16 protein-coding genes are annotated in these 21,577 nt (G+C 72.4%); 11 read left to right on the forward strand and 5 right to left on the reverse strand.

What is annotated here, in order from left to right:
- Window positions 1–205 precede the first annotated feature (205 nt).
- From GR130_RS14795 to GR130_RS14805, 3 genes are all read left to right on the forward strand, one after another.
- Entirely contained in the window at window positions 206–1,162 is a 957-nt protein-coding gene (locus tag GR130_RS14795) for a hypothetical protein (protein WP_201304886.1), read from the forward strand.
- A 162-nt stretch (window positions 1,163–1,324) separates the two neighbouring features.
- Window positions 1,325–2,776 (forward strand): amino acid permease, encoded by a 1,452-nt coding sequence (locus tag GR130_RS14800; protein ID WP_159505165.1) that lies wholly within the window; start codon window positions 1,325–1,327, stop codon window positions 2,774–2,776.
- 34 nt (window positions 2,777–2,810) lie between these two features.
- Entirely contained in the window at window positions 2,811–3,698 is an 888-nt protein-coding gene (locus GR130_RS14805; protein ID WP_159505166.1) for a GNAT family N-acetyltransferase, read from the forward strand.
- A 26-nt stretch (window positions 3,699–3,724) separates the two neighbouring features.
- On the opposite strand, the gene GR130_RS14810 is transcribed toward GR130_RS14805, so the two are convergent.
- The 3 genes from GR130_RS14810 to GR130_RS14820 all read right to left on the reverse strand — a co-directional run bounded on the left by GR130_RS14810 (window position 3,725) and on the right by GR130_RS14820 (window position 7,058).
- Entirely contained in the window at window positions 3,725–4,231 is a 507-nt protein-coding gene (locus GR130_RS14810) for a DinB family protein (RefSeq protein ID WP_159505167.1), read from the reverse strand.
- A 102-nt stretch (window positions 4,232–4,333) separates the two neighbouring features.
- Entirely contained in the window at window positions 4,334–4,525 is a 192-nt protein-coding gene (locus GR130_RS14815; RefSeq protein ID WP_159505168.1) for a hypothetical protein, read from the reverse strand.
- A 109-nt stretch (window positions 4,526–4,634) separates the two neighbouring features.
- On the reverse strand, window positions 4,635–7,058 hold the full coding sequence (locus GR130_RS14820) for a SpoIIE family protein phosphatase (RefSeq protein WP_159505169.1): 2,424 nt from the start codon (window positions 7,056–7,058) through the stop codon (window positions 4,635–4,637).
- A 205-nt stretch (window positions 7,059–7,263) separates the two neighbouring features.
- Here GR130_RS14820 and GR130_RS14825 point away from each other — a divergent pair, with 205 nt between their 5' ends.
- On the forward strand, window positions 7,264–8,058 hold the full coding sequence (locus GR130_RS14825; RefSeq protein ID WP_201304887.1) for a VOC family protein: 795 nt from the start codon (window positions 7,264–7,266) through the stop codon (window positions 8,056–8,058).
- 195 nt (window positions 8,059–8,253) lie between these two features.
- On the opposite strand, the gene GR130_RS14830 is transcribed toward GR130_RS14825, so the two are convergent.
- Complete coding sequence (locus GR130_RS14830; protein ID WP_236573019.1) at window positions 8,254–9,849, reverse strand: S1 family peptidase; 1,596 nt, start codon at window positions 9,847–9,849, stop codon at window positions 8,254–8,256.
- A gap of 349 nt (window positions 9,850–10,198) precedes the next feature.
- Between GR130_RS14830 and tdh the strand changes: the two genes are divergently transcribed.
- The 3 genes from tdh to GR130_RS14845 are packed head-to-tail and all read left to right on the forward strand — an operon-like array spanning window position 10,199 to window position 13,422.
- Complete coding sequence (gene tdh / locus GR130_RS14835; RefSeq protein WP_159505171.1) at window positions 10,199–11,227, forward strand: L-threonine 3-dehydrogenase; 1,029 nt, start codon at window positions 10,199–10,201, stop codon at window positions 11,225–11,227.
- Window positions 11,228–11,268: 41 nt separating this feature from the next.
- Window positions 11,269–12,462, forward strand: coding sequence for a glycine C-acetyltransferase (locus GR130_RS14840; RefSeq protein WP_159505172.1), 1,194 nt, complete (start codon window positions 11,269–11,271; stop codon window positions 12,460–12,462).
- A 51-nt stretch (window positions 12,463–12,513) separates the two neighbouring features.
- Window positions 12,514–13,422 carry a LysR family transcriptional regulator gene (locus GR130_RS14845; RefSeq protein WP_159505173.1) on the forward strand — a complete coding sequence of 303 codons (909 nt, stop codon included), beginning with the start codon at window positions 12,514–12,516 and terminating at the stop codon, window positions 13,420–13,422.
- A gap of 13 nt (window positions 13,423–13,435) precedes the next feature.
- On the opposite strand, the gene GR130_RS14850 is transcribed toward GR130_RS14845, so the two are convergent.
- Window positions 13,436–14,476 carry a PHP domain-containing protein gene (locus GR130_RS14850; protein ID WP_159505174.1) on the reverse strand — a complete coding sequence of 347 codons (1,041 nt, stop codon included), beginning with the start codon at window positions 14,474–14,476 and terminating at the stop codon, window positions 13,436–13,438.
- A 675-nt stretch (window positions 14,477–15,151) separates the two neighbouring features.
- Between GR130_RS14850 and GR130_RS14855 the strand changes: the two genes are divergently transcribed.
- The 4 genes from GR130_RS14855 to GR130_RS14870 all read left to right on the forward strand — a co-directional run bounded on the left by GR130_RS14855 (window position 15,152) and on the right by GR130_RS14870 (window position 21,564).
- Window positions 15,152–15,367, forward strand: coding sequence for a type A2 lanthipeptide (locus GR130_RS14855; protein WP_159505175.1), 216 nt, complete (start codon window positions 15,152–15,154; stop codon window positions 15,365–15,367).
- Window positions 15,368–15,582: 215 nt separating this feature from the next.
- Complete coding sequence (locus tag GR130_RS14860; RefSeq protein ID WP_159505176.1) at window positions 15,583–16,389, forward strand: HlyD family efflux transporter periplasmic adaptor subunit; 807 nt, start codon at window positions 15,583–15,585, stop codon at window positions 16,387–16,389.
- The gene (locus tag GR130_RS14865) at window positions 16,386–18,674 is read left to right on the forward strand and encodes an NHLP family bacteriocin export ABC transporter peptidase/permease/ATPase subunit (RefSeq protein WP_159505177.1); all 2,289 of its coding nucleotides are present in this window, start codon (window positions 16,386–16,388) and stop codon (window positions 18,672–18,674) included. Before GR130_RS14860 ends, GR130_RS14865 begins: the two co-directional genes overlap by 4 nt.
- A gap of 1 nt (window position 18,675) precedes the next feature.
- Entirely contained in the window at window positions 18,676–21,564 is a 2,889-nt protein-coding gene (locus GR130_RS14870) for an NHLP bacteriocin export ABC transporter permease/ATPase subunit (RefSeq protein ID WP_159505178.1), read from the forward strand.
- Window positions 21,565–21,577 lie beyond the last annotated feature (13 nt).

Here is a 21,577-nt window from a genome sequence, read left to right on the forward strand (position 1 = left end):
CCTGTGCGCGGTGGTGGTTTGCCTTCAATCTCATAGCGGCAAAAAGGTGCGGAACCAGATATTCCAGGCGAGTGTTTTCGAAATGAGGAGGAAATGAGTAGGGTGTGGGCCGCCGCCGTTCGACCAGCGGTGGCGGTCCAGCCGAATTCGGCGCGGGCGGAATGCGCGGAAGCCGCAAGGTGCCTGCGTGGACCGGGAGGGGAACATGCCGGCCGACTCTTTCGAGGGGCACTATGTGTGGAGCCCGGCGGCCAATGACCGGGCGCTGGCGGGTGCCTGTATGGATGTCCGGGCCGGGCGGTACTTCAGCGCCCACGAGGTGCTCAAGGAGGCCCGCCGGGATTTCGAGGTACGGGCCCACCGTTCGCTGGTGCTGGCGTCCGTGGCGGCCGACTCCGATCTGGCCGAGCGCTGGCTCGACGAAGAACCCGGTCCGGAAGCGGCCCTTTTATGGGCCCGGGTGGCGATGCTCCGGGCGCTGCGTATGGCCGACGCCGGTGACCGGCGGGCGGGCGCCCTGGTACGGATAGCGCAGACGGCCTGCGAGCGTGCCGCGAAATCGGCGCCCGAGGACCCCACCCCCTGGGTCGCGCAGCTCGCCCTGGCCCGGCTCGAACGGCAGCAGGACCCCGCTCCCAAAGGGCTGTTGACCTCGCCGATGGGCCCCTGGTACCTCTTCGCGCACATCCTCCGGCTCGACCCGTGGCACCGCGAGGCGCACCACCGCTTCCTCTCGTTCTTCTTCACGCGCCACGGCGGCTCCTCCAGCGCGAGCTGGGACGTCGCCGCCTTCCTGAGCCAGCGGGCCGCCGCGACCTCGCCGCTCCGGCTGCTGCCACTGGTGGCGCTGGTCGAGGACTACAACCCCGACGCCCTGCTGGCGGACCGCACCTGGGAACAGCCGCAGTGGATCACCACCGCCATGGGGATCTACCACAACTGGTTTCCGCAGGTGGCCGGTTACCGCTTCACCCCGGTGCTCGATCTCGCATATCTGGCCCATGCGCTCTACATGGCGAAACACGAATTCGAGGCCCGCGAAGTCCTCACCGCCATGGGGCGCTATGCCTCCCGAATGCCCTGGAGCGTCTTCGGCGATCCCGAAGAACAGCTCACCAAAGCCCGCCGATCCTGCGGTCTCCCCGTTCCGCACGCTATGTGACGCGCCGACCGACTGTTTCGACGATCTGTCGGATCTCCCCCCACCAGAAAGGTTGCGGTAGTGCCCGAGCGTACCTCGTCCCCAACTCGCGCGAAAAACCGCTCGAAAATCCCCGACAATGCGGATCCCGTCGCTCTCGACGATGACGCGACGCTGCATGCCATGGGATATCCGCGGAAACTCACCCGGAGATTCCGCGCGTTCGACAATTTCGCCATCTCGTTCACGATCATCAACATCATCTCGGGCATCTTCTCGTCCTTCGGCTTCGGTATGGGCGCCGGCGGTCCGCGCATTCTGGTGTTCGGCTGGATCGGCGTCTCGGTCATGGTGCTGTTCGTGGGTGCCGCGATGGGCGAGATCGCCTCCGCGTACCCGACCAGCGGTGCGCTCTACTTCTCGGCCGGCAAGCTCGCCAAGCGGCACCAGGGCGCCTGGTCCTGGTACACGGGCTGGCTCAACTTCGTCGGCCAGGTCGGCGGCACCGCCGCCACCAACTTCGCCGCGGCCACCTTCATCCAGGCGTTCATCGCCATGCAGTGGCCGTCCTACGCGCCCACCGCACCGCAGACGGTGGCCATTACCGCGGCCATATTGCTGGTGCAAGCCCTGGCCAACACCTACACCGTGCGGCTGGTCGCCGTGGTGAACCGGATTTCGGTGTGGTGGCTGCTGGTCGGCATGGTGGTGATCGTCGTCGCGCTGGCGCTCATTCCGACGCACCATCAATCCCCGTCGTTCGCCCTGCACTTCGCCAACAACACCGGCTTCACCAACGCCATTTACGGCGGAATGCTCGGACTGCTGGTCACCAGCTGGACGTTCACCGGTTTCGACGGCAGCTTCCACATGTCCGAAGAAACGGTGAAGGCGACCGTCAACGCGCCGCGTGGCATCATGCGTGCGATCGCCTACTCCGCGATCACCGGCCTCATCCTCATGCTCGCTCTGGTGTACGCCATCCGCGACTATGACCACGAGGCGAAGGCGGACGCTCCGCCGGTGCAGATTCTCGTCGACGCACTCGGCGTGGACACCGCGAAGTTCCTGCTGCTGATCGTTATCGGCGCCATGCTGTTCTGCGGACTCGCCAACATGACCAGCAATACCCGGCAGATCTTCGCCTTCTCCCGCGACGGCGCGATGCCCGGCTCCCGTTGGTGGCATTCGGTCTCCGCGCGCACCCGCACCCCCGTCAAGGCCGTCTGGCTCGCCGCGGCCTGCCCGCTGGTCCTGGTGGTGCCCGGCTGGTGGTCGCACACCGCCTTCACGGCGGTCGTCAGCGTCAACGTCGTCGGGCTCTTCCTCGCCTACGGCGTGCCCATCTTCCTGCGGCTGCGGCTGGACGACTTCCCGGCCGGACCGTGGAACCTGGGCCGCTACGGCAAGCCCGTCGCCGCCGTCGCCGTCCTCTGGATCGCCGTCAGCAACGTGCTCTTCATGCTTCCGCAGGCGTACCCGGTCACCCCGGAATCCTTCAACTACGCCCCGATCGCGCTGGCGGTGGTCCTGCTGATCGCCACCGTCTGGTGGTTCGCCACCGCCCGCCGCCGGTTCCAGGGCCCGGTCAGCTACGGCAGCCCCGACGAAGTCGCGGCCATGGACCTGATCTGACCCCCAGCACCCCACCAGAAGGGACGCACCCCACATGCGACCGCTCAGCGAAACCCCGCAGCAGCCCCCGCGGACACCGGGTGAACTCACCGTCACCGCAGCCCCGTTGGACCTCTGGCACGACGTGGTGCGGTGGACCGCCGACGAAGGCTGGAACCCCGGCCGCGGCGACATCGCCTGCTTCCACCCGACCGATCCCGACGGCTTCTTCCTCGGCCGCCGCGACGGGCAGACGCTCTCGGCCGTCTCCGTCGTCAACTACTCGGACCGCTACGCCTTCCTGGGCTACTACCTCGTCGCCCCCGGCCACCGCGGCGAGGGCCACGGCCTGGCCACCTGGCGCGCCGCCGTCCCGCACGCCGCCGGTCGCACGGTCGGCCTGGACGCGGTCCCCGCCCAGCAAGCCACCTATCGGCGCGCCGGGTTCACCCCCGCCCACGACACCCTCCGCTACACCGGCCGGCCCACCCCCTCCGGCGCGACCCCGCCCGAGGTCGTACCGGTCACCGCCGCCCACCTCGACGCCGTCGCCGCCTACGACCGCCGCTGCTTCCCCGCCGACCGGCGCGGGTTCGTCGCCCGCTGGCTGACGGCCGACGGCCACACCGCCCGGGTCTTCCTGCGGGACGGCGCGGTCGCCGGCTACGGAGTGATCCGGCCCGCCCGGTCCGGCTACCGCATCGGCCCGCTCTTCGCCGACACGCCCCGGGTCGCCGAAGCGCTCTTCGACGCGCTCACCGCCCCGCTCGACCCGGCCGACGAGGTCACCATGGACATACCCGAACCCCGCGGCGACGCCCACGCCCTCGCCACCGCCCGCGGTCTGACCCCCAGGTCGCACACCGTGCGGATGTACACCGGGCGGGTCCCGGCGGCGGACGAGGAGCGCACCTTCGGCGTGACGAGTCTGGAACTGGGTTAGGGCAGAGCCAGGACCTGTGCCCGCGCTCAGGCGCCCACGGCCCCGTCGACGCCCTCCCGCAGGAAGTCGGCGTGGCCGTTGTGCCGGGCGTACTCGTGGATCATGTGCAGCATCACCAGGCGGAGCGAGACCTCCTCGCCCCACCTGGGCTGGTAGGCGGTCACGTCGAGCGAGGCCGCCGCCCGTTCGATGCGGCGGGCGTGGGCCACCTCGGTCTGCCAGGCGTCGAACGCCTCGGCACGGGTGGCCCCGCTCGCGTCGTACGCCACCTGGTAGTCGCCCTCGGCGGACCAGACGAGCGGGATGTCCTCCCCGTTGATCACCCGGCGGAACCAGGCCCGTTCGACTTCGGCCATATGCCGCACCAGACCGAGCAGCGTGAGCGTCGACGGCGGCATCGAGCGGCTGCGCAACTGCTCGTCGGTGAGGCCGTCGGTCTTCATGGCGAGGGTGGCGCGGTGGAAGTCGAGATAAGCCCGCAAGGTCTCCCGCTCACCGGCGAGCCGGGGCGGATCGATGCGTTCGGTGGTCATGGGAGGCGATCGTAGCGGCGGGCGGACGCGCCGGAACCGCCGGCCGCCGCTCGGCGGCCGGCGCCCGGGCCCCTCCGTGGACGGTCCGCCGCGGCGCCGCCGTCAGGGGAGGTACCGCTCGATGGCGGCGCGCCCCTTCTCGTCGATCAGGCGCTGGGCCCACTCCAGGCTCTGGGGCGTCGGCTCCCGCCCGGACGCCCGCACCAGATCCTCCGCGTCGAAGGGCCGCTCGCTACCGGTGTACAGCTCGGCCGGCCGCCGCTCGGCCGGGGTCTTGCCGCCATTGGTCGTCACAGGTCCTCCTCTGTCCGCGCCCGCCGAGTCGCCGGGACCTCGCTGGTTCCATCATGGGGCGGGCACCCAGGACCCGCACGGCGTGCGCCGGGCCGCCGGCCGCCGCCGGTCAGCCCCCGGGACGCGGCGCCCCCGGGTACCCGGGCGGAAACTCCTGTTCGGTCCAGATCGTCTTGCCGAACGGCGTGTACCGCGTGCCCCAGCGCTGGACCAGCCGGGCCACGATGAACAGCCCCCGCCCGCCCTCGTCGTCGCTCGCGCTGTGCCGCAGATGCGGAGCGGTGTGGGCGGTGTCCGACACCTCCGTCAGCAGCGTCAGATCGCGCAGCAGCCGCAGATGCACCGGCCCCGACGCGTGCCGCACCGCGTTGGTGACCAGCTCGCTGACCACCAGCTCGGTGGCGTACGACAGCTCCGCAAGGCCCCACTCCCGCAGCTGCCGGGTGGCCAGCTCCCGGGCCGTGCCCACCGCGGCCGGCTCGGCGGGCAGCTCCCAGGCGGCCACCTGCCGGGCGTCCAGCTCCCGGGTGCGCACCAGCAGCAGCGCCGCGTCGTCCGGCGCCGCCCCGCCCGGCAGCAGCTCCGCCAGCGTCCGGTCGCACAGCTCCTCCAGCGGCCGCCGGTTCTCGCGCAGCACCCCGCCGAGGAGGCCCAGCCCCGCGTCGAGGTCCCGGTCGCGGGTCTGGAGCAGCCCGTCGGTGAACAGGGCGAGCAGACTGCCCACCGGCAGCTCGGTCTCCCAGCACTCGAACGGCAGGCCGCCCAGCCCGAGCGGCGGTCCGGCCGGCAGATCCGGGAAGGTCACCCGGCCGTCGGGGGCCACCACCGCCGGCGGCGGATGCCCCGCGCGCGCCATCGTGCAGTGCCGCGACACCGGGTCGTACACCGCGTACAGGCAGGTCACCCCGGTCGCCATGTCGTCCGGGCCGGGCTCCGCGGCGTCCCCGGCGGCGCGCTCCTCCGGTGTCTGCCCCACCAGGTCGTCCAGCCGGCCGAGCAGTTCGTCGGGCGCCAGGTCCAGCCGCGCCAGCGCCCGTACGGTCGTCCGCAGCCGCCCCATCGTGGCCGCCGCCTGGAGGCCGTGGCCGACCACGTCTCCCACCACCAGGCCGACCCGCGTCCCGGACAGGCCGATGACGTCGAACCAGTCGCCGCCGACCCCGGCCCGGTCGTCGCTCGGCAGATAGCGGTAGGCCATGTCGACCGCCGACTGGTCGGGCAGGCGCTGCGGCAGCAGATTGCGCTGGAGGGTCAGGGCCGCGGCGTGCTCCCGGGCGAAGCGGCGGGCGTTGTCCAGCGACACCGCGGTGCGCAGGACCAGCTCGTCGGCGAGGTCGATCTCGCCGCGGTCGAAGACCGCGGGGCGCGTGCCGCGGGAGAAGGTGACCAGCCCCATCTGCCGCCCGCCGGTCCGCAGCGGTACGACCATGGTCCGCTCGTCGCGGATCATCCCGCCCGAGGACAGACTCCGGTACTGGAGCGTGCCCGGCCGGTACACCACCGGGTACGGCGCACGCGGCGGCTCGTCCGGCCGGTCGGCCGCGGAACGGGCCGCCACCCGCACCAGCGCCGGGACCCCGCTCCCACCCGGATCCGGGTCCCCGCCCTCCAGCACGGACCGCACCAGGTCGACGGTCACCTCGTCGGCGAACACCGGCACCGCGACCTCGGCGACCTCGCGCGCGGTGACGGTCATGTCGAGCGTGGTGCCGATCCGGCTGCCGGCCTCCACCAGGAGGTTCAGCCGGCGCTGCGCCCGATAGCGGTCGGTGATGTCGAAGGAGTCCTCGCACACCCCCAGCACCCGGCCGTCCGGATCCTGCAGTCGGTAGTACGAGCAGGACCACACGTGCTCGGTCCCCGGGTCGGTCGGCTGCTCGCCCACGAAGTGCAGGTCGACGATCGCCTCACCGGTCGCCAGCACATGGCGCATCACCTCGTCCAGCCCCTGCGGATACCCCTCGGTCACGAACCCGCCCGGATACAGCTCGTCCGCCCGCTTGCCGATCAACTGCCACAGCGGCAGCCCGATCTCCCGCCCGTACGAGGAGTTGAACCACGTCAGCCGCAGATCGCCGTCGTAGATCGCCAGCCCCACCGGCGACCGGGTGGCCAGCCCGTGCAGCATCGCCTGCCGCGACTCCCACTTCCGCAGGTTCTCCAGTGCCGCCGCCACCAGCACCCGGGCCGGCCGCGCCCCGTCGGCCGAGGCGGCGGCCGGCGGGACGTCGTGCAGCGCGCACACCGTGACCGCCACCGGCAGCGACCGGCCGTCCGCGTGCCGCGCCGTACGGACCTCGATGTCCCGCCCCGGCAGCGACGACGGCTCCCCGGCCACCCCGGGCGACACGGACGGCAGGAACGTCGCCAGCGGCCGCCCGACGATGTCCTGCGGCGCATAGCCCAGCAACTCCCGGGCGGCCGGGCTCCACCCGATGACCCGGCCCAGGGCGTCCAGAACCGCGGTGGCCGCCCTGGTGACGTCGAGGGGACCACGGAAGTCGGCGCTCTCCGCCGCGTTCCATGTGTTCATGGCATCTGTCCAGCCCGGTTCCGTACCTTCAAGCATCGAGCCGGGGCCGGACCCGCACAACCGGCCCCGCCCCGAGCGGGGGACCACCGGGCCGCGGCCGTCCCTTGGTGCGGGCCGGGCGGGTCGCTGGCACAGTGGGGAGGGGCGCCGGCCCGACGACACGCCGGCCGGTCGGGCAGCACCGAGCAGCTGGAGGCAGATGGCCATGCCGTCCTCACGCTCCACCACTCCGGTACGCGGCGCGCCCTGCTGGGTGAGTCTGATGACCCGCGATCTGCCGGCCGCGCAGGCGTTCTACGGCACCGTGCTGGGTTGGCGGTTCCGGCCGGCCAGCCTGGGGGAGGAGTTCTCGGTCGCGCTGCTGGACGGGGAACCGGTCGCCGGAATGGGCGCGCTGACGCCCAGTTTTCAGGTCGCGGTGGCCTGGACCGCGTACTTCGCCGTGGAGAACGCCGACGACACCGCCGCGCGGATCCGGGAGCGCGGCGGCACCGTGGCGGTCGGGCCCCTGAAGCTGGGACCCGGGCGGGCCGCCCTCGGCGCGGACCGGGACGGTGCCGCCTTCGGCTTCTGGGAGGGCCGGACCACGGCCTGGTCCGTGGGCCTGGGCAGCGCTCCGGCGGTCCTGGAGCTGCGCACCCGGGACGCGTTCGCCGCCGCCATCTTCTACGCGGAGGTCTTCGACTGGGCCGCCGAGCGGCCGGGCGGCTGCCAGGTGACGTACGAGCACGACCAGGTGGTCGTCCACGACGGCACGCACACCGTCGCGCTGCTGCGCGGCGGCGCTGTCGAGGCGGCGCCGGACCCCCGGGTGCGCCCGCAGTGGCATGTGCACTTCCGGGTGCGGGACATCGGGGCGGTGCGCGATGCGGCGGTGGCCGCCGGCGGGACCGCCACGCCGGTGACCGCCACGCGGGACGGCACGGGCAGTCAGGCGCTGATCCGCGACCCCGACGGCGGCCTGTTCACGGTGACGTCCCCCGTGCAGGTTCCGGTCTGAGGGCAGGGGACCTCGACGCCCGGAGCCCGGCACGGGAACCCGGCGTCGGAGCCCGGGACGGGGACCCGGCAGCACCCGGCCCCCCGAACTCCGCGGCCATGACCGGGCACTTGGGGCGTCCCGGGGGAGCGGCCCCCGCCGCCCTGGTCATGGCGGGCGGGAGCCGTATTGCGGTGAACTCCCCCTCGGTGTACGTCAGTTCATCGATCCGCCGCTTCCCGTGCCGGGGTCGGCGCCGCTGCCGGTACCCGGGTCCTGGGCTCCGGTTCCGGGGTCCTGGGCTCCGGTACCCGGGTCCTGGCCGCCGGTACCGGGATCCTGCGCGCCCGCGCCGGCCGTCGAGCCCGGGTCCTGGGTCCCCGCACCGGAGCTGCCGGCCCCGCCGGAGGCGCCCCCCGCGTCGCCGCCTCCCGCGCCGTTGCCGCCTCCTGCGCCGTTGGCGCCACCCGCGCCGTTGCCGTCGCCGCTCCCGGCGCCGATCTGCGCCCCCGTGGCCTGGAGCGCGGCGGTGACCGGCTGGAAGAACGTCTGACCGCCACGCTTGCAGTCGCCGCTGCCGCCGGAGGTCAGCCCGACGGCCGCGTCGCCGGCGAACATCGAGCCGCCGCTGTCGCCGGGCTCCGCGCAGACGTCCGTCTGTATGAGGCCGTTGACGATGTCGCCGTTGCCGTAGTTGACCGTCGCGTCCAGGCCCGTGACGGTGCCGTCGTGGAGCCCGCTGGTGGAGCCCGACCGCTGGACCTTCATGCCGACGGCCGCCTCCGCGGCCTTGGTGATCTGCTGGGTGCTGCCGTTGCCCAGGTCGACCGCGCTCTGCGGCTTCGTACCGGGGTCGTTGTAGGTGACCAGTGCGAAGTCGGTCTTCGGGAACTGGGAGTTGCTCACCGTACCCAGTGGCTGGCCGCCCTGGTCCGCCGACCAGGTCTTGGAGTCGTTGCCGCAGTGACCGGCCGTCAGGAAGGCGGGTGCTCCCTTGACCGTGACGTTGAAGCCCAGGGAACAGCGGGCGTTGCCACCGAAGATGGCGCTGCCGCCGATCGGGCCCGCGGCGCCACCGCCGCCCTGCCCGCCGCCGTTCTGTCCTCCACCGCTCTGTCCTGCGCCGCCGTTCTGTCCTGTACCGCCGCCGTTCTGTCCTGTGCCGCCTCCGCTCTGACCGGCGCCACCGTCGCTCTGCCCGGCACCGCCGCCATTCTGTCCGGCACCGCCGTCCGCCGAACCGCCCGTCGAACTCCCCGCTGCGCCCCCCGCGTTGCCGCCCGCCGGGCCACCCGTGCTCCCGCCGTCGTACCGCTGGAACACCCCCTGGGACCGCTGGACGGTGACCATGCCCGCGCCCATGGCCGCGGTGGCCTTGGTGAGCGTGGCCATCTTTGCTCCGGTGACCGTCCGGTCGGCGGTCACCACGATCTTGTTGGTCTTCGGGTCGATCGACCAGGCCGTGCCCGGCACCGAGGCGCTGTCGCGCAGCGTCTTCGTGCCGGCCTGCAGCGCGGTCAGGCTGTTGTGGACGACCTTGGCGACGGCGCCCTTGGCCGTGACGCGCTGCGCGGCGTCCTGGGAGAGGACGTTCACGACGAGGTGGCCGTTCGCGCCGTCCAGGTACCAGCCGGCGGTCCGGTCCCCGAGGTCCGCCTTGAGCGCCGCCGCCAGCTGGGTGGCCGCGTGGCTGCTGAGCGTCCTCGGAGCCGCCGGCCGGTCCGTGCTCGCATGGGCGTTGGGCAGCAGGACGGCCGCGCCCACGATGGCGGCCGCGGCGGCGCCGGCCATGACGCCGGTCCGCTTGTTCACATGTCGGTGGCTCAATTCACTGACCTCCAGGGACGCACAGGGTGGGGGGACACGGGCTGCCGTGGTGCGTCGAGCCGGCACCCGTGCGTTGCCTCCCTTCCTACGCAGCCCCGCCCGCCCCGGGCCCGTGGCACTCAAGCTGTGATGAATTCCGACGTTCACCGCTGCGAAGCCCTACACTCCCCGGCCCGTCCGCCCGGCCGGGCGTGAAGGGCAGCTGTCGCCGCGCTTAAGAAATCCTCGATGGACCGCACGCCCGCCGTAGGGGAGATTTCTGGCCGGGGAACGGGCGGCCGGATCGGGCCCCCGCGACGGCGCGGCAACCTCTTCACGTACGGGAGCTCTAACGGTGAAGGCACTGGTCAAGCAGAAGGCGGAGCCGGGACTCTGGCTCACGGACGTGCCGGAGCCCGCGATCGGCGCGGGGGACGTGCTGATCAAGGTGCTGCGCACCGGCATCTGCGGCACGGACCTGCACATCCGGTCGTGGGACGGCTGGGCCCAGCAGTCCATCAACGCCCCACTGACAATCGGCCACGAATTCGTCGGCGAGGTCGTCGAGACCGGCCGGGACGTGGCCGAGATACACGCCGGGGACCTGGTCAGCGGCGAGGGCCATCTGGTCTGCGGCAAGTGCCGCAACTGCCTGGCCGGGCGCCGCCACCTGTGCCGGGCCACGGTCGGGCTCGGCGTCGGCCGGGACGGCGCGTTCGCCGAGTACGTGGCGCTGCCGGCGGCCAACGTGTGGGTGCACCGGGTCCCGGTCGACCTCGACATCGCCGCGGTCTTCGACCCCTTCGGCAACGCCGTGCACACCGCGCTCTCCTTCCCCCTGGTCGGCGAGGACGTACTGATCACCGGGGCCGGGCCGATCGGGATCATGGCGGCGGCGGTCGCCCGGCACGCCGGCGCCCGCAACGTGATGATCACCGACGTCAGCGAGCAGCGCCTCGAACTGGCCCGGAAGGTCGGCGTCAGCCTCGCCCTCGACGTCGGGCGGTCCTCGATCGCGGACGGCCAGCGCCAACTGGGCCTGCGCGAGGGCTTCGACGTCGGCCTGGAGATGTCCGGCCGCCCCGAGGCGCTGCGCGACATGATCGGCAACATGACGCACGGCGGCCGGATCGCCGTACTGGGCCTGCCGTCCCAGGAGTTCCCGGTCGACTGGTCCCGGATCGTCACCTCCATGATCACCATCAAGGGCATCTACGGCCGGGAGATGTTCGAGACCTGGTACGCGATGTCGGTCCTGCTCGAAGGCGGCCTCGACCTCGCACCGGTGATCACCGGCCGCTATCCGTACCAGGAGTTCGACGCCGCCTTCGCCGAAGCGGCCGGCGGCCAGGGCGGCAAGGTCATCCTCGACTGGGCCGCCTGATCCCCGGCCCGGTCCCCCCAACGCACCCCTAAGGAAGGCCCATGTTCGACTCCGTACGCGAGGACCTGCGCACCACCCTCGACGAGATCCGCGCCGCCGGGCTGCACAAGCCGGAGCGGGTCATCGGCACCCCGCAGTCCGCCACCGTCGCGGTCACCGCCGGCGGCCGTCCCGGCGAGGTCCTCAACTTCTGCGCCAACAACTACCTGGGCCTGGCCGACCACCCCGAGGTCGTCGCCGCCGCCCACGAAGCGCTCGACCGCTGGGGCTACGGCCTGGCCTCGGTCCGCTTCATCTGCGGTACGCAGGAGGTCCACAAGGAGCTGGAGCGGCGGATCTCCGGATTCCTCGGCCAGGAGGACACCATCCTCTACTCCTCCTGCTTCGACGCCAACGGCGGTGTCTTCGAGACCCTGCTCGGCCCGGACGACGCGGTCATCTCCGACGCTCTCAACCACGCCTCCATCATCGACGGCATCCGGCTCTCCAAGGCCCGCCGCCTGCGCTACGCCAACCGCGACATGGCCGACCTGGAGCGCCAGTTGAAGGAGGCCGAGGGCGCCCGGCGCACCCTCGTCGTCACCGACGGCGTCTTCTCCATGGACGGCTACCTGGCGCCGCTGCGCGAGATCTGCGACCTGGCCGAGCGCTACGGCGCGATGGTGATGGTCGACGACTCGCACGCGGTCGGCTTCGTCGGCCCCGGCGGGCGCGGCACACCCGAGCTGCACGGCGTGATGGACCGCGTCGACATCATCACCGGCACCCTCGGCAAGGCGCTCGGCGGCGCCTCCGGCGGCTATGTCGCCGCCCGCGCCGAGATCGTCGCCCTGCTGCGCCAGCGCTCCCGCCCGTACCTCTTCTCCAACTCGCTGGCGCCGGTGATCGCGGCGGCCTCCCTCAAGGTGCTCGACCTGCTGGAGTCCGCCGGCGACCTGCGCGAGCGGCTGCACGCCAACACCGCGCTGTTCCGCTCCCGGATGACCGAGGAGGGCTTCGAGATCCTGCCCGGCGAGCACGCCATCGCCCCGGTCATGATCGGCGACGCGGCCGAGGCGGGCCGGATGGCGGAGCTGCTGCTGGAGCGCGGGGTGTACGTCATCGGGTTCTCGTACCCGGTCGTCCCCCAGGGGCAGGCGCGGATCCGCGTCCAGCTGTCCGCGGCGCACTCCACCGACGACGTGCACCGCGCGGTGGACGCCTTCGTGGCCGCCCGCGCCGCGCTGGCCCGCTGAAGCGACCGGTCCGCAAGGGAACAACCGGCCGCACCCTGCGAGACTGGAAGCATGATCGAAGCACGCCGGCTGCACATCCTCCGCGCGCTGGCCGACCACCGCACGGTCACCGCCGCGGCAGCCGCGCTCTATCTCACGCCCTCGGCGGTCTCCCAGCAGTTGGCGGCCCTGGAGCAGGAGACCGGCCACCGCCTTGTGGAGCGCGGCGCCCGCGGTGTCCGGCTGACCGCCGCGGGCGACATCCTGCTGGGCCACGCCAACGCCGTCCTGGCCCAGCTGGAGCGCGCAGAGTCGGAGCTCGCCGCCTATGAGGCAGGGGAGGCGGGCACGGTGACGGTGGCGGCGTTCGCGACCGGCATCGGCCTGGTGCTCGCCCCGGCGATCACCGAGCTGGCCCGGTCCGCGCCCGGCATCCGCGTCCGCGTCCAGGACGCCGAGGGCGACGCCAGCCTGCTGATGGTGCTGGACCGGCAGGTCGATGTCGCGGTCGCGGTGGAGTACCGCGGCGCGCCGGGCGAGGACGATCCGCGGCTGACCCGTGTCCCGCTGTACGCCGAGCCGTTCGACGCGGTGCTGTCGCCCGGCCACCCGCTGGCCGGCGCGGAGCGGGTGCCGCTCGCCGGTCTGGCCAAGGACCCGTGGATCGGCCCGTACTCCGGCAACCCCTGCCATGACGTGGTCGTCCTGGCCTGCGAGTACGCCGGTTTCGAGCCGCGCCTGGAGCATTCCTCGGACGACTTCCGGGCGGTGGTGGCGCTCGCCTCCGCGGGGGCAGGCGTCGCGCTGGTGCCGCGCTCGGCGCTGCGCGGGATGGATCTGACGGATGCGGTGGTCCGCCCGGTCGACGGGGTCGCCCCCACCCGCCGGGTCTTCGCCGCCGTACGCCGCGGCGCCGAGGACCACCCGCTGCTGCGCCCGGTGCTCACGGCGCTGCGGACGGCGGCGGCCGCCCAGGGCTGACCGGGCGGGGCGGTCAGCCGGCGGCCCGGTGCGGGGTCCGGCCGGTGCGGGTCCAGGTTGCCAGTTGGCGGGCCGTCCAGGTGGTGATGACCCGCTCCGTCGGCACGCCGCACTCCTCGGCGCGGGCGCATCCGTAGATCTGCCAGTCCAGCTGGCCGGGCGCGTGCGCGTCGCTGTCGATGGAGAAGAGGGTACCGGCGTCGAGGGCCTGCCGCAGCAGCCGGCGCGGCGGATCGAACCGGTCCGGGCGGCAGTTGATCTCCACGGCCGTGCGGTGCTCGGCGCACGCCGCGAAGACCTCCCCGGCGTCGAACTCCGACTCCGGGCGCGGCTTGCCGGTGATCTGCCGCCCGGTGCAGTGGCCCAACACGTCCACCAGAGGGTTGTGTACGGCCGCCAGCATCCGGCGGGTCATCGGGCCCTTCGGCATCCGCAGCTTGGAGTGGACCGAGGCGACCACCACGTCGAGTGCGTCCAGCAGCTCCGGCTCCTGGTCGAGCGAGCCGTCGTCGAGGATGTCGCACTCGATGCCGGTCAGCAGCCGGAACGGCGCCAGTTGCGCGTTCACCACCGCCACCAGCGCCAGTTGCAGCCGCAGCCGCTCGGCGGTCAGCCCGCGGGCCACGGTGAGGCGGGGGGAGTGGTCGGTCAGCACGCACCAGTCGTGGCCGAGGTCGCGGGCGGCCCTGGCCATCGCCTCCACGGGGCTGCCGCCGTCCGACCAGTCCGAGTGCAGATGGCAGTCCCCGCGCAGCGCCCGCAACAGCGCCCGCCCCTGCTCCCCTTCGACCAGCGGTCCGCCGGCCTCCTCCGCCAGCCGCGCCAGGTAGGCGGGCTGCCGCCCCGCGAGGGCCTCTTCGACGACCCGGGTGGTTTTCGGGCCGAGCCCTTTGAGGCGGCCCAGCGTCCCGTTCGCCGCCCGCTCGCGCAGTTCCTCCGCGGGCAGTTCGCCGACGACCGACGCCGCCGTACGGAACGCCTGCACCCGGTAGGTGACCGCGCCCTGCCGCTCCAGCAGGAACGCGATCCGCTCCAGCGCCGCCACGGGATCCACCTCCCCACCGTGCCCCAGCGGGGGACCGGCTGCCACCGCGGGCGGTGCCGCGAACTTCCCCTATCGCAGTTATGCGAATATGTCCGTTCTCTGGATAGTCGATCCGTTTCCACGGCAATGACGTATGGATCGGGGGATCATTTCGGTCATTACCACAGGGGAAGTCGCAGAGAATCATGTGCGGTTAAAGCCTCTGCAACATCCCGGGCGAGTGCCCGAAACACTCGCCGGACTTCCCGTCGGGGTGCCGCGCTGTGGAGTCGTAAAGATCGGTGGCCTTCGGAAAATCTGCACACCGAATGCGCAGTCGGCACACGCCCGATGGTTTTGTGCCACAGCCCTGACCTGCGGTTCAGCGGTTTGGTGCGGGAATGTCCAGTTCGCTACGGAGCGCAACGACGGGTCTACGGAAAAGAAACCGCAGGAGATGTGAAGAAGCTGCCACCAACCCATGGACGCATGTACACGTCCGGTAATTCGGTGGGGCGTTGGCGTCCAGATGGGCGGTTGTCCGATTAGCAGGGCAACGGGCCTACATGCTTTGATCCTTCGCACCGCGGGAGTCACGGGGTTTCCCGAATTCGGGACTCCGACTACCGTTGCCGCGGCCGGGTCAACCCCACCGGACGGCCCGTTCGCGTGCTTTTTCTTGATATTGATCCGAAGGGAAACATCATGAACAACGCCCAGGTTCAGACCCAGGAAATCTCCGACGCCGACCTGGACAACGTGTCCGGTGGCCTCGTCGGCGGCGTGCTGAGCACCGTCACCACCACCACCGACTCCGTCCCGCAGGTCGCGGGTGCGCTCACCACCGTCACCAGCCTGGTCCAGGGCGCCAGCGGCGTGGACCTGAACGGCACCGTCGGTGGCCTGACCGCTGGTCTCTGAGCCCCTGTGCCGCTGAGCGGCACATCCGGCATCGAGCGGAGGTAACGGCACGTCGGCGCCCCCTCCTTGCCGACATGCCGGGCCGAGTGCCCCGGACAGCCCGGTTCCGACCGGGCCCCGGGGCGCCTGGCCGTTCGTCGCCCGGACATACCGTCGGCCGTCTGCGCCGTGCCATGATGTCCCGTACCACATCGTGCAGTTGAGGGAAGAGTGACGTGCAGTTCCGCCAGCAGGCCCTTTCCAAGCTGCAGTCGCCCGAGGAGCTCGACCTGCCGGTGCGCTTCGCCCGGCCGCAGGGCTGGCTCGTCCTGATCGTCACGGTCCTCGTCATGGCCGGCGCCGCCGTCTGGGCGTTCGCCGGCACCGTCTCCTCGACCCTCGGCGCCCCGGCGATCCTCACCCACGGCCAGGGCAGCTACGTACTCCAGAGCCCCGTCGCCGGCCAGGTGACCTCGGTGCTCGCCGAGGAAGGCAAGCAGGTCGCCGCCAACGCGCCCGTCGTGAAGGTCCGTACGGCGCAGGGCACCACCACCGTCGTCCGCGCCATCGCCGCCGGACGGCTGACGACCCTGTCCGCCACCATCGGCTCGGTCGTCACGACCGGCGCGGACCTCGCCTCCGTCGAGAAGACCGCCGGCGCCGGGGACCGGCTGACCGCGACCCTCTACGTCCCCGCCGACAGCGCCGCCACCCTCCCCCTCGGCGCCGCCGTCGACCTCAGCGTCCAGTCCGCGCCGACCCAGCAGTACGGCGTACTGCGCGGCAAGATCGCGGCCATCGGCCGCAACACCCAGACCCGCCAGCGGATTTCCGCCTTCCTCGGCAGCGACCAGCTCGGCCAGCAGTTCTCCCAGCACGGCCAGCCGGTCGCGGTCCTGGTGACGCTCGACACCGCGCACACCGCCTCCGGCTACGCCTGGTCCACCTCGGACGGCCCGCCCTTCGCGCTGGACTCGATGACCCAGGCCACCGGCGCCGTCCACCTGGCCGCGCAGCACCCGATCGATTGGCTGCTCCCGTGACCGCCCCGAACGACTCCGCGGCACCCCCGCAGCACCTGCCGCCGGCCGGCCGCGGCCGGCACCGCCCCGAGCCCGCGCCGGCCGCCCGCCGCCGCAAGGGGCCGCCGCCCACCGCCAAGACCGGGAAGGCCGGGAAGTCCGTCCGCACGCCCACCGTGCTCCAGATGGAGGCCGTGGAGTGCGGCGCCGCCTCCCTGGCCATGGTGCTCGCCCACTACGGGCGCCACGTCCCCCTGGAGGAGCTGCGAATAGCCTGCGGCGTCTCCCGCGACGGCTCGCGCGCCAGCAACCTGCTCAAGGCCGCCCGCAGTTACGGCCTCCAGGCCAAGGGCATGCAGATGGAACCGGCCGCGCTCGCCGAGGTCTCGGCGCCGGCCATCCTCTTCTGGGAGTTCAACCACTACGTCGTCTACGACGGCATGGGCCGCCGCCTCGGCCGCCGCGGTGTGCACATCAACGACCCCGACAAGGGCCGCCGCTTCGTGGCCATGGAGGACTTCGACACCAGCTTCACCGGTGTCGCCCTGGTCTTCGAGCCCACCGACGCCTTCCGCAAGGGGGGCCGCAAGCCCAGCGTGCTCAGCGCCCTGCCCGCCCGGCTGCGCGGCACCACCGGCACCCTGCTGGCCGCGCTGCTCGCCAGCCTGTTGCTCGTCGGCGTCGGCGCCGCGGTACCCGCGCTCAGCCGTACGTACATCGACATGTTCCTGATCGGCAACCAGACCTCGCTGCTGGGGCCGCTGTTCGCCGCGATGACCGCGATGGTGGCGCTCACCGCCGTCCTGACCGGCCTGCAACAGGCCAACCTGCTGCGCGGCCGGATCATCTCCTCCACCCTCAGCAGCGCCCGCTTCCTGCGCCACCTCCTGCGGCTGCCGGTCACCTTCTTCGCCCAGCGCTCGCCCGCCGATCTCGTCCAACGGCTCCAGTCCAACGACGCGGTGGCCGAGACCCTCGCCCGGGACCTCGCCGCGGCAGCCGTGGACGGCGTCGTCGTGGTCCTCTACGCGCTGCTGCTGTGGACGTACGACCCCCAACTCACCGTCATCGGCGTACTGATCGCGCTGCTCAACGTCGTCGCGATGCGGATCGTCGTCCGGCTGCGCGCCACTCACGTCCAGAAGCTGCGCGCCGACACCGCCCGGCTGACCAACACCTCGTACACCGGCCTCCAGCTCATCGAGACCATGAAGGCCACCGGCGGCGAGAGCGGCTACTTCCGGCGCTGGGCCGGCCAGCACGCCAGCACCCTGGAGGAACAGCAGCGGCTCGGCGTTCCCAGCGCCTGGCTGGCGGTCGTCGCCCCCACCCTCGCCACCCTCAACAGCGCCCTGATCCTGTGGATCGGCGGGCTGCGCGCGGTCGAGGGACATATCTCCATCGGCCTGCTGGTCGCCTTCCAGGCCCTGGTGACGCGCTTCACCGCGCCGGTCACCCGGCTCAACGGCGTCGCCGGCCGCATACAGGACTTCGCCGCCGACGTCGCCCGCCTCAAGGACGTCGAGAGCTTCCCCGCCGACACCCTGTACTCCCGCCCGGAGGCGGACGCCGGCACCCGCCGCCTCAAAGGCCATGTGACGCTGGAGGACATCACCTTCGGCTACAGCCCGCTCGACAAACCGCTGCTCAGCGGCTTCTCCCTGGCCGTCGGCCCCGGCCGCCAGGTCGCCCTGGTCGGCGGCTCCGGCAGCGGCAAGTCCACCGTCTCCCGGCTGATCTCCGGCCTCTACGCCCCCTGGGAAGGCACCATCCGCATCGACGGACAGCGCCTGGAGGACATCCCCCGCAGCGTGCTGGCCGCCTCGGTCTCCTTCGTCGACCAGGACATCTTCCTCTTCGAGGGCACCGTCCGGGACAACGTCGCCCTCTGGGACCCGTCGATCCCGGACGACGCGGTCATCGCAGCCCTCCAGGACGCCGCCCTCTACGACGACGTCATCGCCCGCCGCCCCGACGGCATCCACAGCCGCGTCGAACAGGACGGCCGCAACTTCTCCGGCGGCCAGCGGCAGCGCCTGGAAATCGCCCGCGCACTGGTACGGCGCCCCAGCATCCTGGTCCTCGACGAGGTCACCAGCGCCCTGGACGCCGAGACCGAGGCGGTCATCATGGACAACCTGCGGCGGCGCGGCTGCGCCTGCGTCGTCATCGCCCACCGGCTGAGCACCGTCCGCGACAGCGACGAGATCGTGGTCCTCGACCACGGCGTGGTCGTCGAACGCGGCCGGCACCAGGACCTGGTCGCCGCCGGAGGCGCGTACGCCGAGCTGGTCAAGGAGCACTGACGTGGCATCCGTACACCCGTCCCCGGGCACGGGACCCGGCGCGGGATCCACCGGCGGACCGGGCGAGAGCGACGCGGTGACGTACGCCCTGGGCGGCCTCGGCACCCCCGTCGACTGCACCGGGCTGCGCAACGTCCCCCTGGAAGGACCGCACGTCCTGTGGCTGGTCACCGGCGGCTTCCTGGACCTCTTCGCCGTCGACGCCGCCCAGGAGGGCCACTGGCACTTCCTCGGCCGCCTCGAAGCCGGCGCCCTGCTGCTCGGCCCCGTCGAAGGCCCCCAGCACACCCTCTTCGGCCGCCCCTCCCAGGACTGCGGGCTGCGCCGGATCGCGCTGCGCGAACTGCCCCGCCCCGACTACGCCGGCTACGGCGAGCAGGGCGAGTACGCGTACGGCTACGACGACACCTACGGCGGGCAGGCACCCTCCGCGCTGGAGCACGCCTTCGCGCTCGGCACCGCCCGCAGCCTGGGCGTGCTGTTCGAGGCACCGCTGGACGGCAGGCCCACCGACGAGGCGGTGGCCGACGACGACATCCTCTGGATGCCGGTACCGCCCGGCAGCGTCCAGTACGGCGCCTCCTACAGCGCCGAGGCCGCCGCCGACCTGCTCGTCGACCCCGCGCTGTGGCAGCGCATGGTCAACCAGCAGTACCGGTTGCTTTCCGCCGTCGACCGCTGGATCGAGCAGCTGGAGCGCGCCCACGAGGACCGCACCGCCGCCGGCATCAAGGCGGGCGAGGCCGTCCGCGAACGCGCCGACCAGGCGCTGCTCGCCTCCATCGGCAAGGACCGCTCGGGACGCTCCGCCGCGGGCCGCGACCGGGCCGGCGACGACGCCACCTTCGCGGTCTGCCGCCAGGTCGCCGCGGCGGCCGGCATCACCCTGACCGAGCCCCCCAAGGGCGCCGCGGCCAACGACCGGATCAGCCCCGTCGAACGCATCGCGGTCAGCTCCCGGATCCGCACCCGCGCCGTACGCCTCGACGGGCGCTGGTGGCGCACCGACGCCGGCCCCCTGGTCGGCATGCGCGCCAAGTCCGGCGCGCCCGTGGCGCTGCTGTGGCGCCGCGGGGGCTACGAGGCGGTCAACCCCGCCTCCGGCCTGCGGATCCGCATCGGCAAGGACAACGCCGACGAGTTCGAGCCGCGCGCGGTGATGTTCTACCGGCCGCTGCCGGACCGCCCGATGAGCATGTGGCGGCTGATGCGCTTCAGCCTGCGCGGCACCCGCATGGACGTGCGTAATCTCGCTCTCGGCGGCCTGGTGACGGTCGGCCTCGGCGCGCTCGTCCCGATCGCCACCGGCAGGGTCCTCGGCGTCTACGTACCGGCCGCCGAGCGCAGCCTGATCGTCCAGGTCGCCCTCGCCGTCATCGTCTCCGGCGTGGTGTCCGCCGCCTTCATGCTCCTCCAGAACCTCACCGTGCTGCGCATGGAGGGCCGCATCGAGAGCACCCTGCAGCCCGCCGTCTGGGACCGGCTGCTGCGCCTTCCGACGAAGTTCTTCGCCGAGCGCTCCACCGGCGAACTGGCCAGCGCCGCGATGGGCATCAGCGCCATCCGCCGGGTGCTTGCCGGCGTCGGGCCGGTCGCGGTGCAGGCCACCACGGTCGGCGCCATGAACCTCGTCCTGCTGCTCCTCTACAGCGTCCCGCTCGCCCTCGCCGCGATCGCCATGCTGCTGGTGATCGGCGCGGTGTTCCTGGTCATGGGGCTGTGGGAACTGCGCTGGCAGCGCCGGCTGGTGACGCTCGGCAACAAGCTCAACAACCAGGCGTTCCAGACCCTGCGCGGCCTGCCCAAGCTGCGGGTCGCGGCGGCCGAGAGCTTCGCGTACGCGGCCTGGGCCCGCGAGTTCGCCCGCTCCCGCGAACTCCAGCAGAAGGCCGGCCGCATCAAGAACCTCACCACCGTCCTCAACGCGGTCTACCTCCCCCTCTGCTCCCTGGTCTTCTTCCTGCTGCTGGCCGGCCCCGCCCGCGGCAGCATGTCGGCCGGCTCCTTCCTGACGTTCAACACCTCGGTGACCATGCTGCTCACCTCGGTCACCCAGATCACCGGCGCGTTCGTCTCGACCGCCGCCGCCCTCCCGATGTTCGAGCAGATCAAGCCGGTGCTGGACGAGGCTCCGGAGGTCCGCGGCGGCAGCGCCCAGCCCGGCCTCCTCTCCGGCGGCATCGCGGCGCGCAAGCTCTCCTTCCGCTACACCGACGACGGCCCCCTGGTCCTCGACGACGTCTCCCTCCAGGTCGAACCCGGCGAGTTCGTCGCCATCGTCGGCCCCAGCGGCTGTGGCAAGTCGACCCTGCTCCGCCTCCTCATCGGCTTCGACAAGCCCTCCTCGGGCAGCGTCCTCTACGACGGCCAGGACCTCGCCGCGCTCGACCAGGCGGCGGTGCGCCGGCAGTGCGGTGTGGTCCTGCAGAACGCCCAGCCGCTCACCGGCTCCCTCCTCGACTGCATCAGCGGCACCGAGGCGTTCACCCAGGAAGAGGTCTGGGCGGCGGCCGAAATGGCGGGCCTGGCCGAGGACATCAAGCGGATGCCGATGGGGCTGCACACCATGATCTCCGGTGGTGGCGCGATATCCGGCGGCCAGCGCCAGCGGCTGATGATCGCCCAGGCACTGGTCCGCCGCCCCCGCATCCTCTTCTTCGACGAGGCCACCAGCGCCCTCGACAACGAGACCCAGCGCATCGTCATCGACAGCACCCGCAAGCTCAGCGCCAGCCGCCTGGTGATCGCCCACCGGCTCTCCACCGTCATGGACGCCGACCGCGTCATCGTCATGGCCGACGGCCGGGTCGTCGAGCAGGGCGCCCCGGCGGACCTGCTCGCGGACACCGGCGGCCGGCTGCACGATCTGGTGCGGCGCCAGCTGGCGTGAGGGGCAGGCCTTC

The organism is Streptomyces sp. GS7, from assembly GCF_009834125.1.
GTDB lineage: Bacteria > Actinomycetota > Actinomycetes > Streptomycetales > Streptomycetaceae > Streptomyces.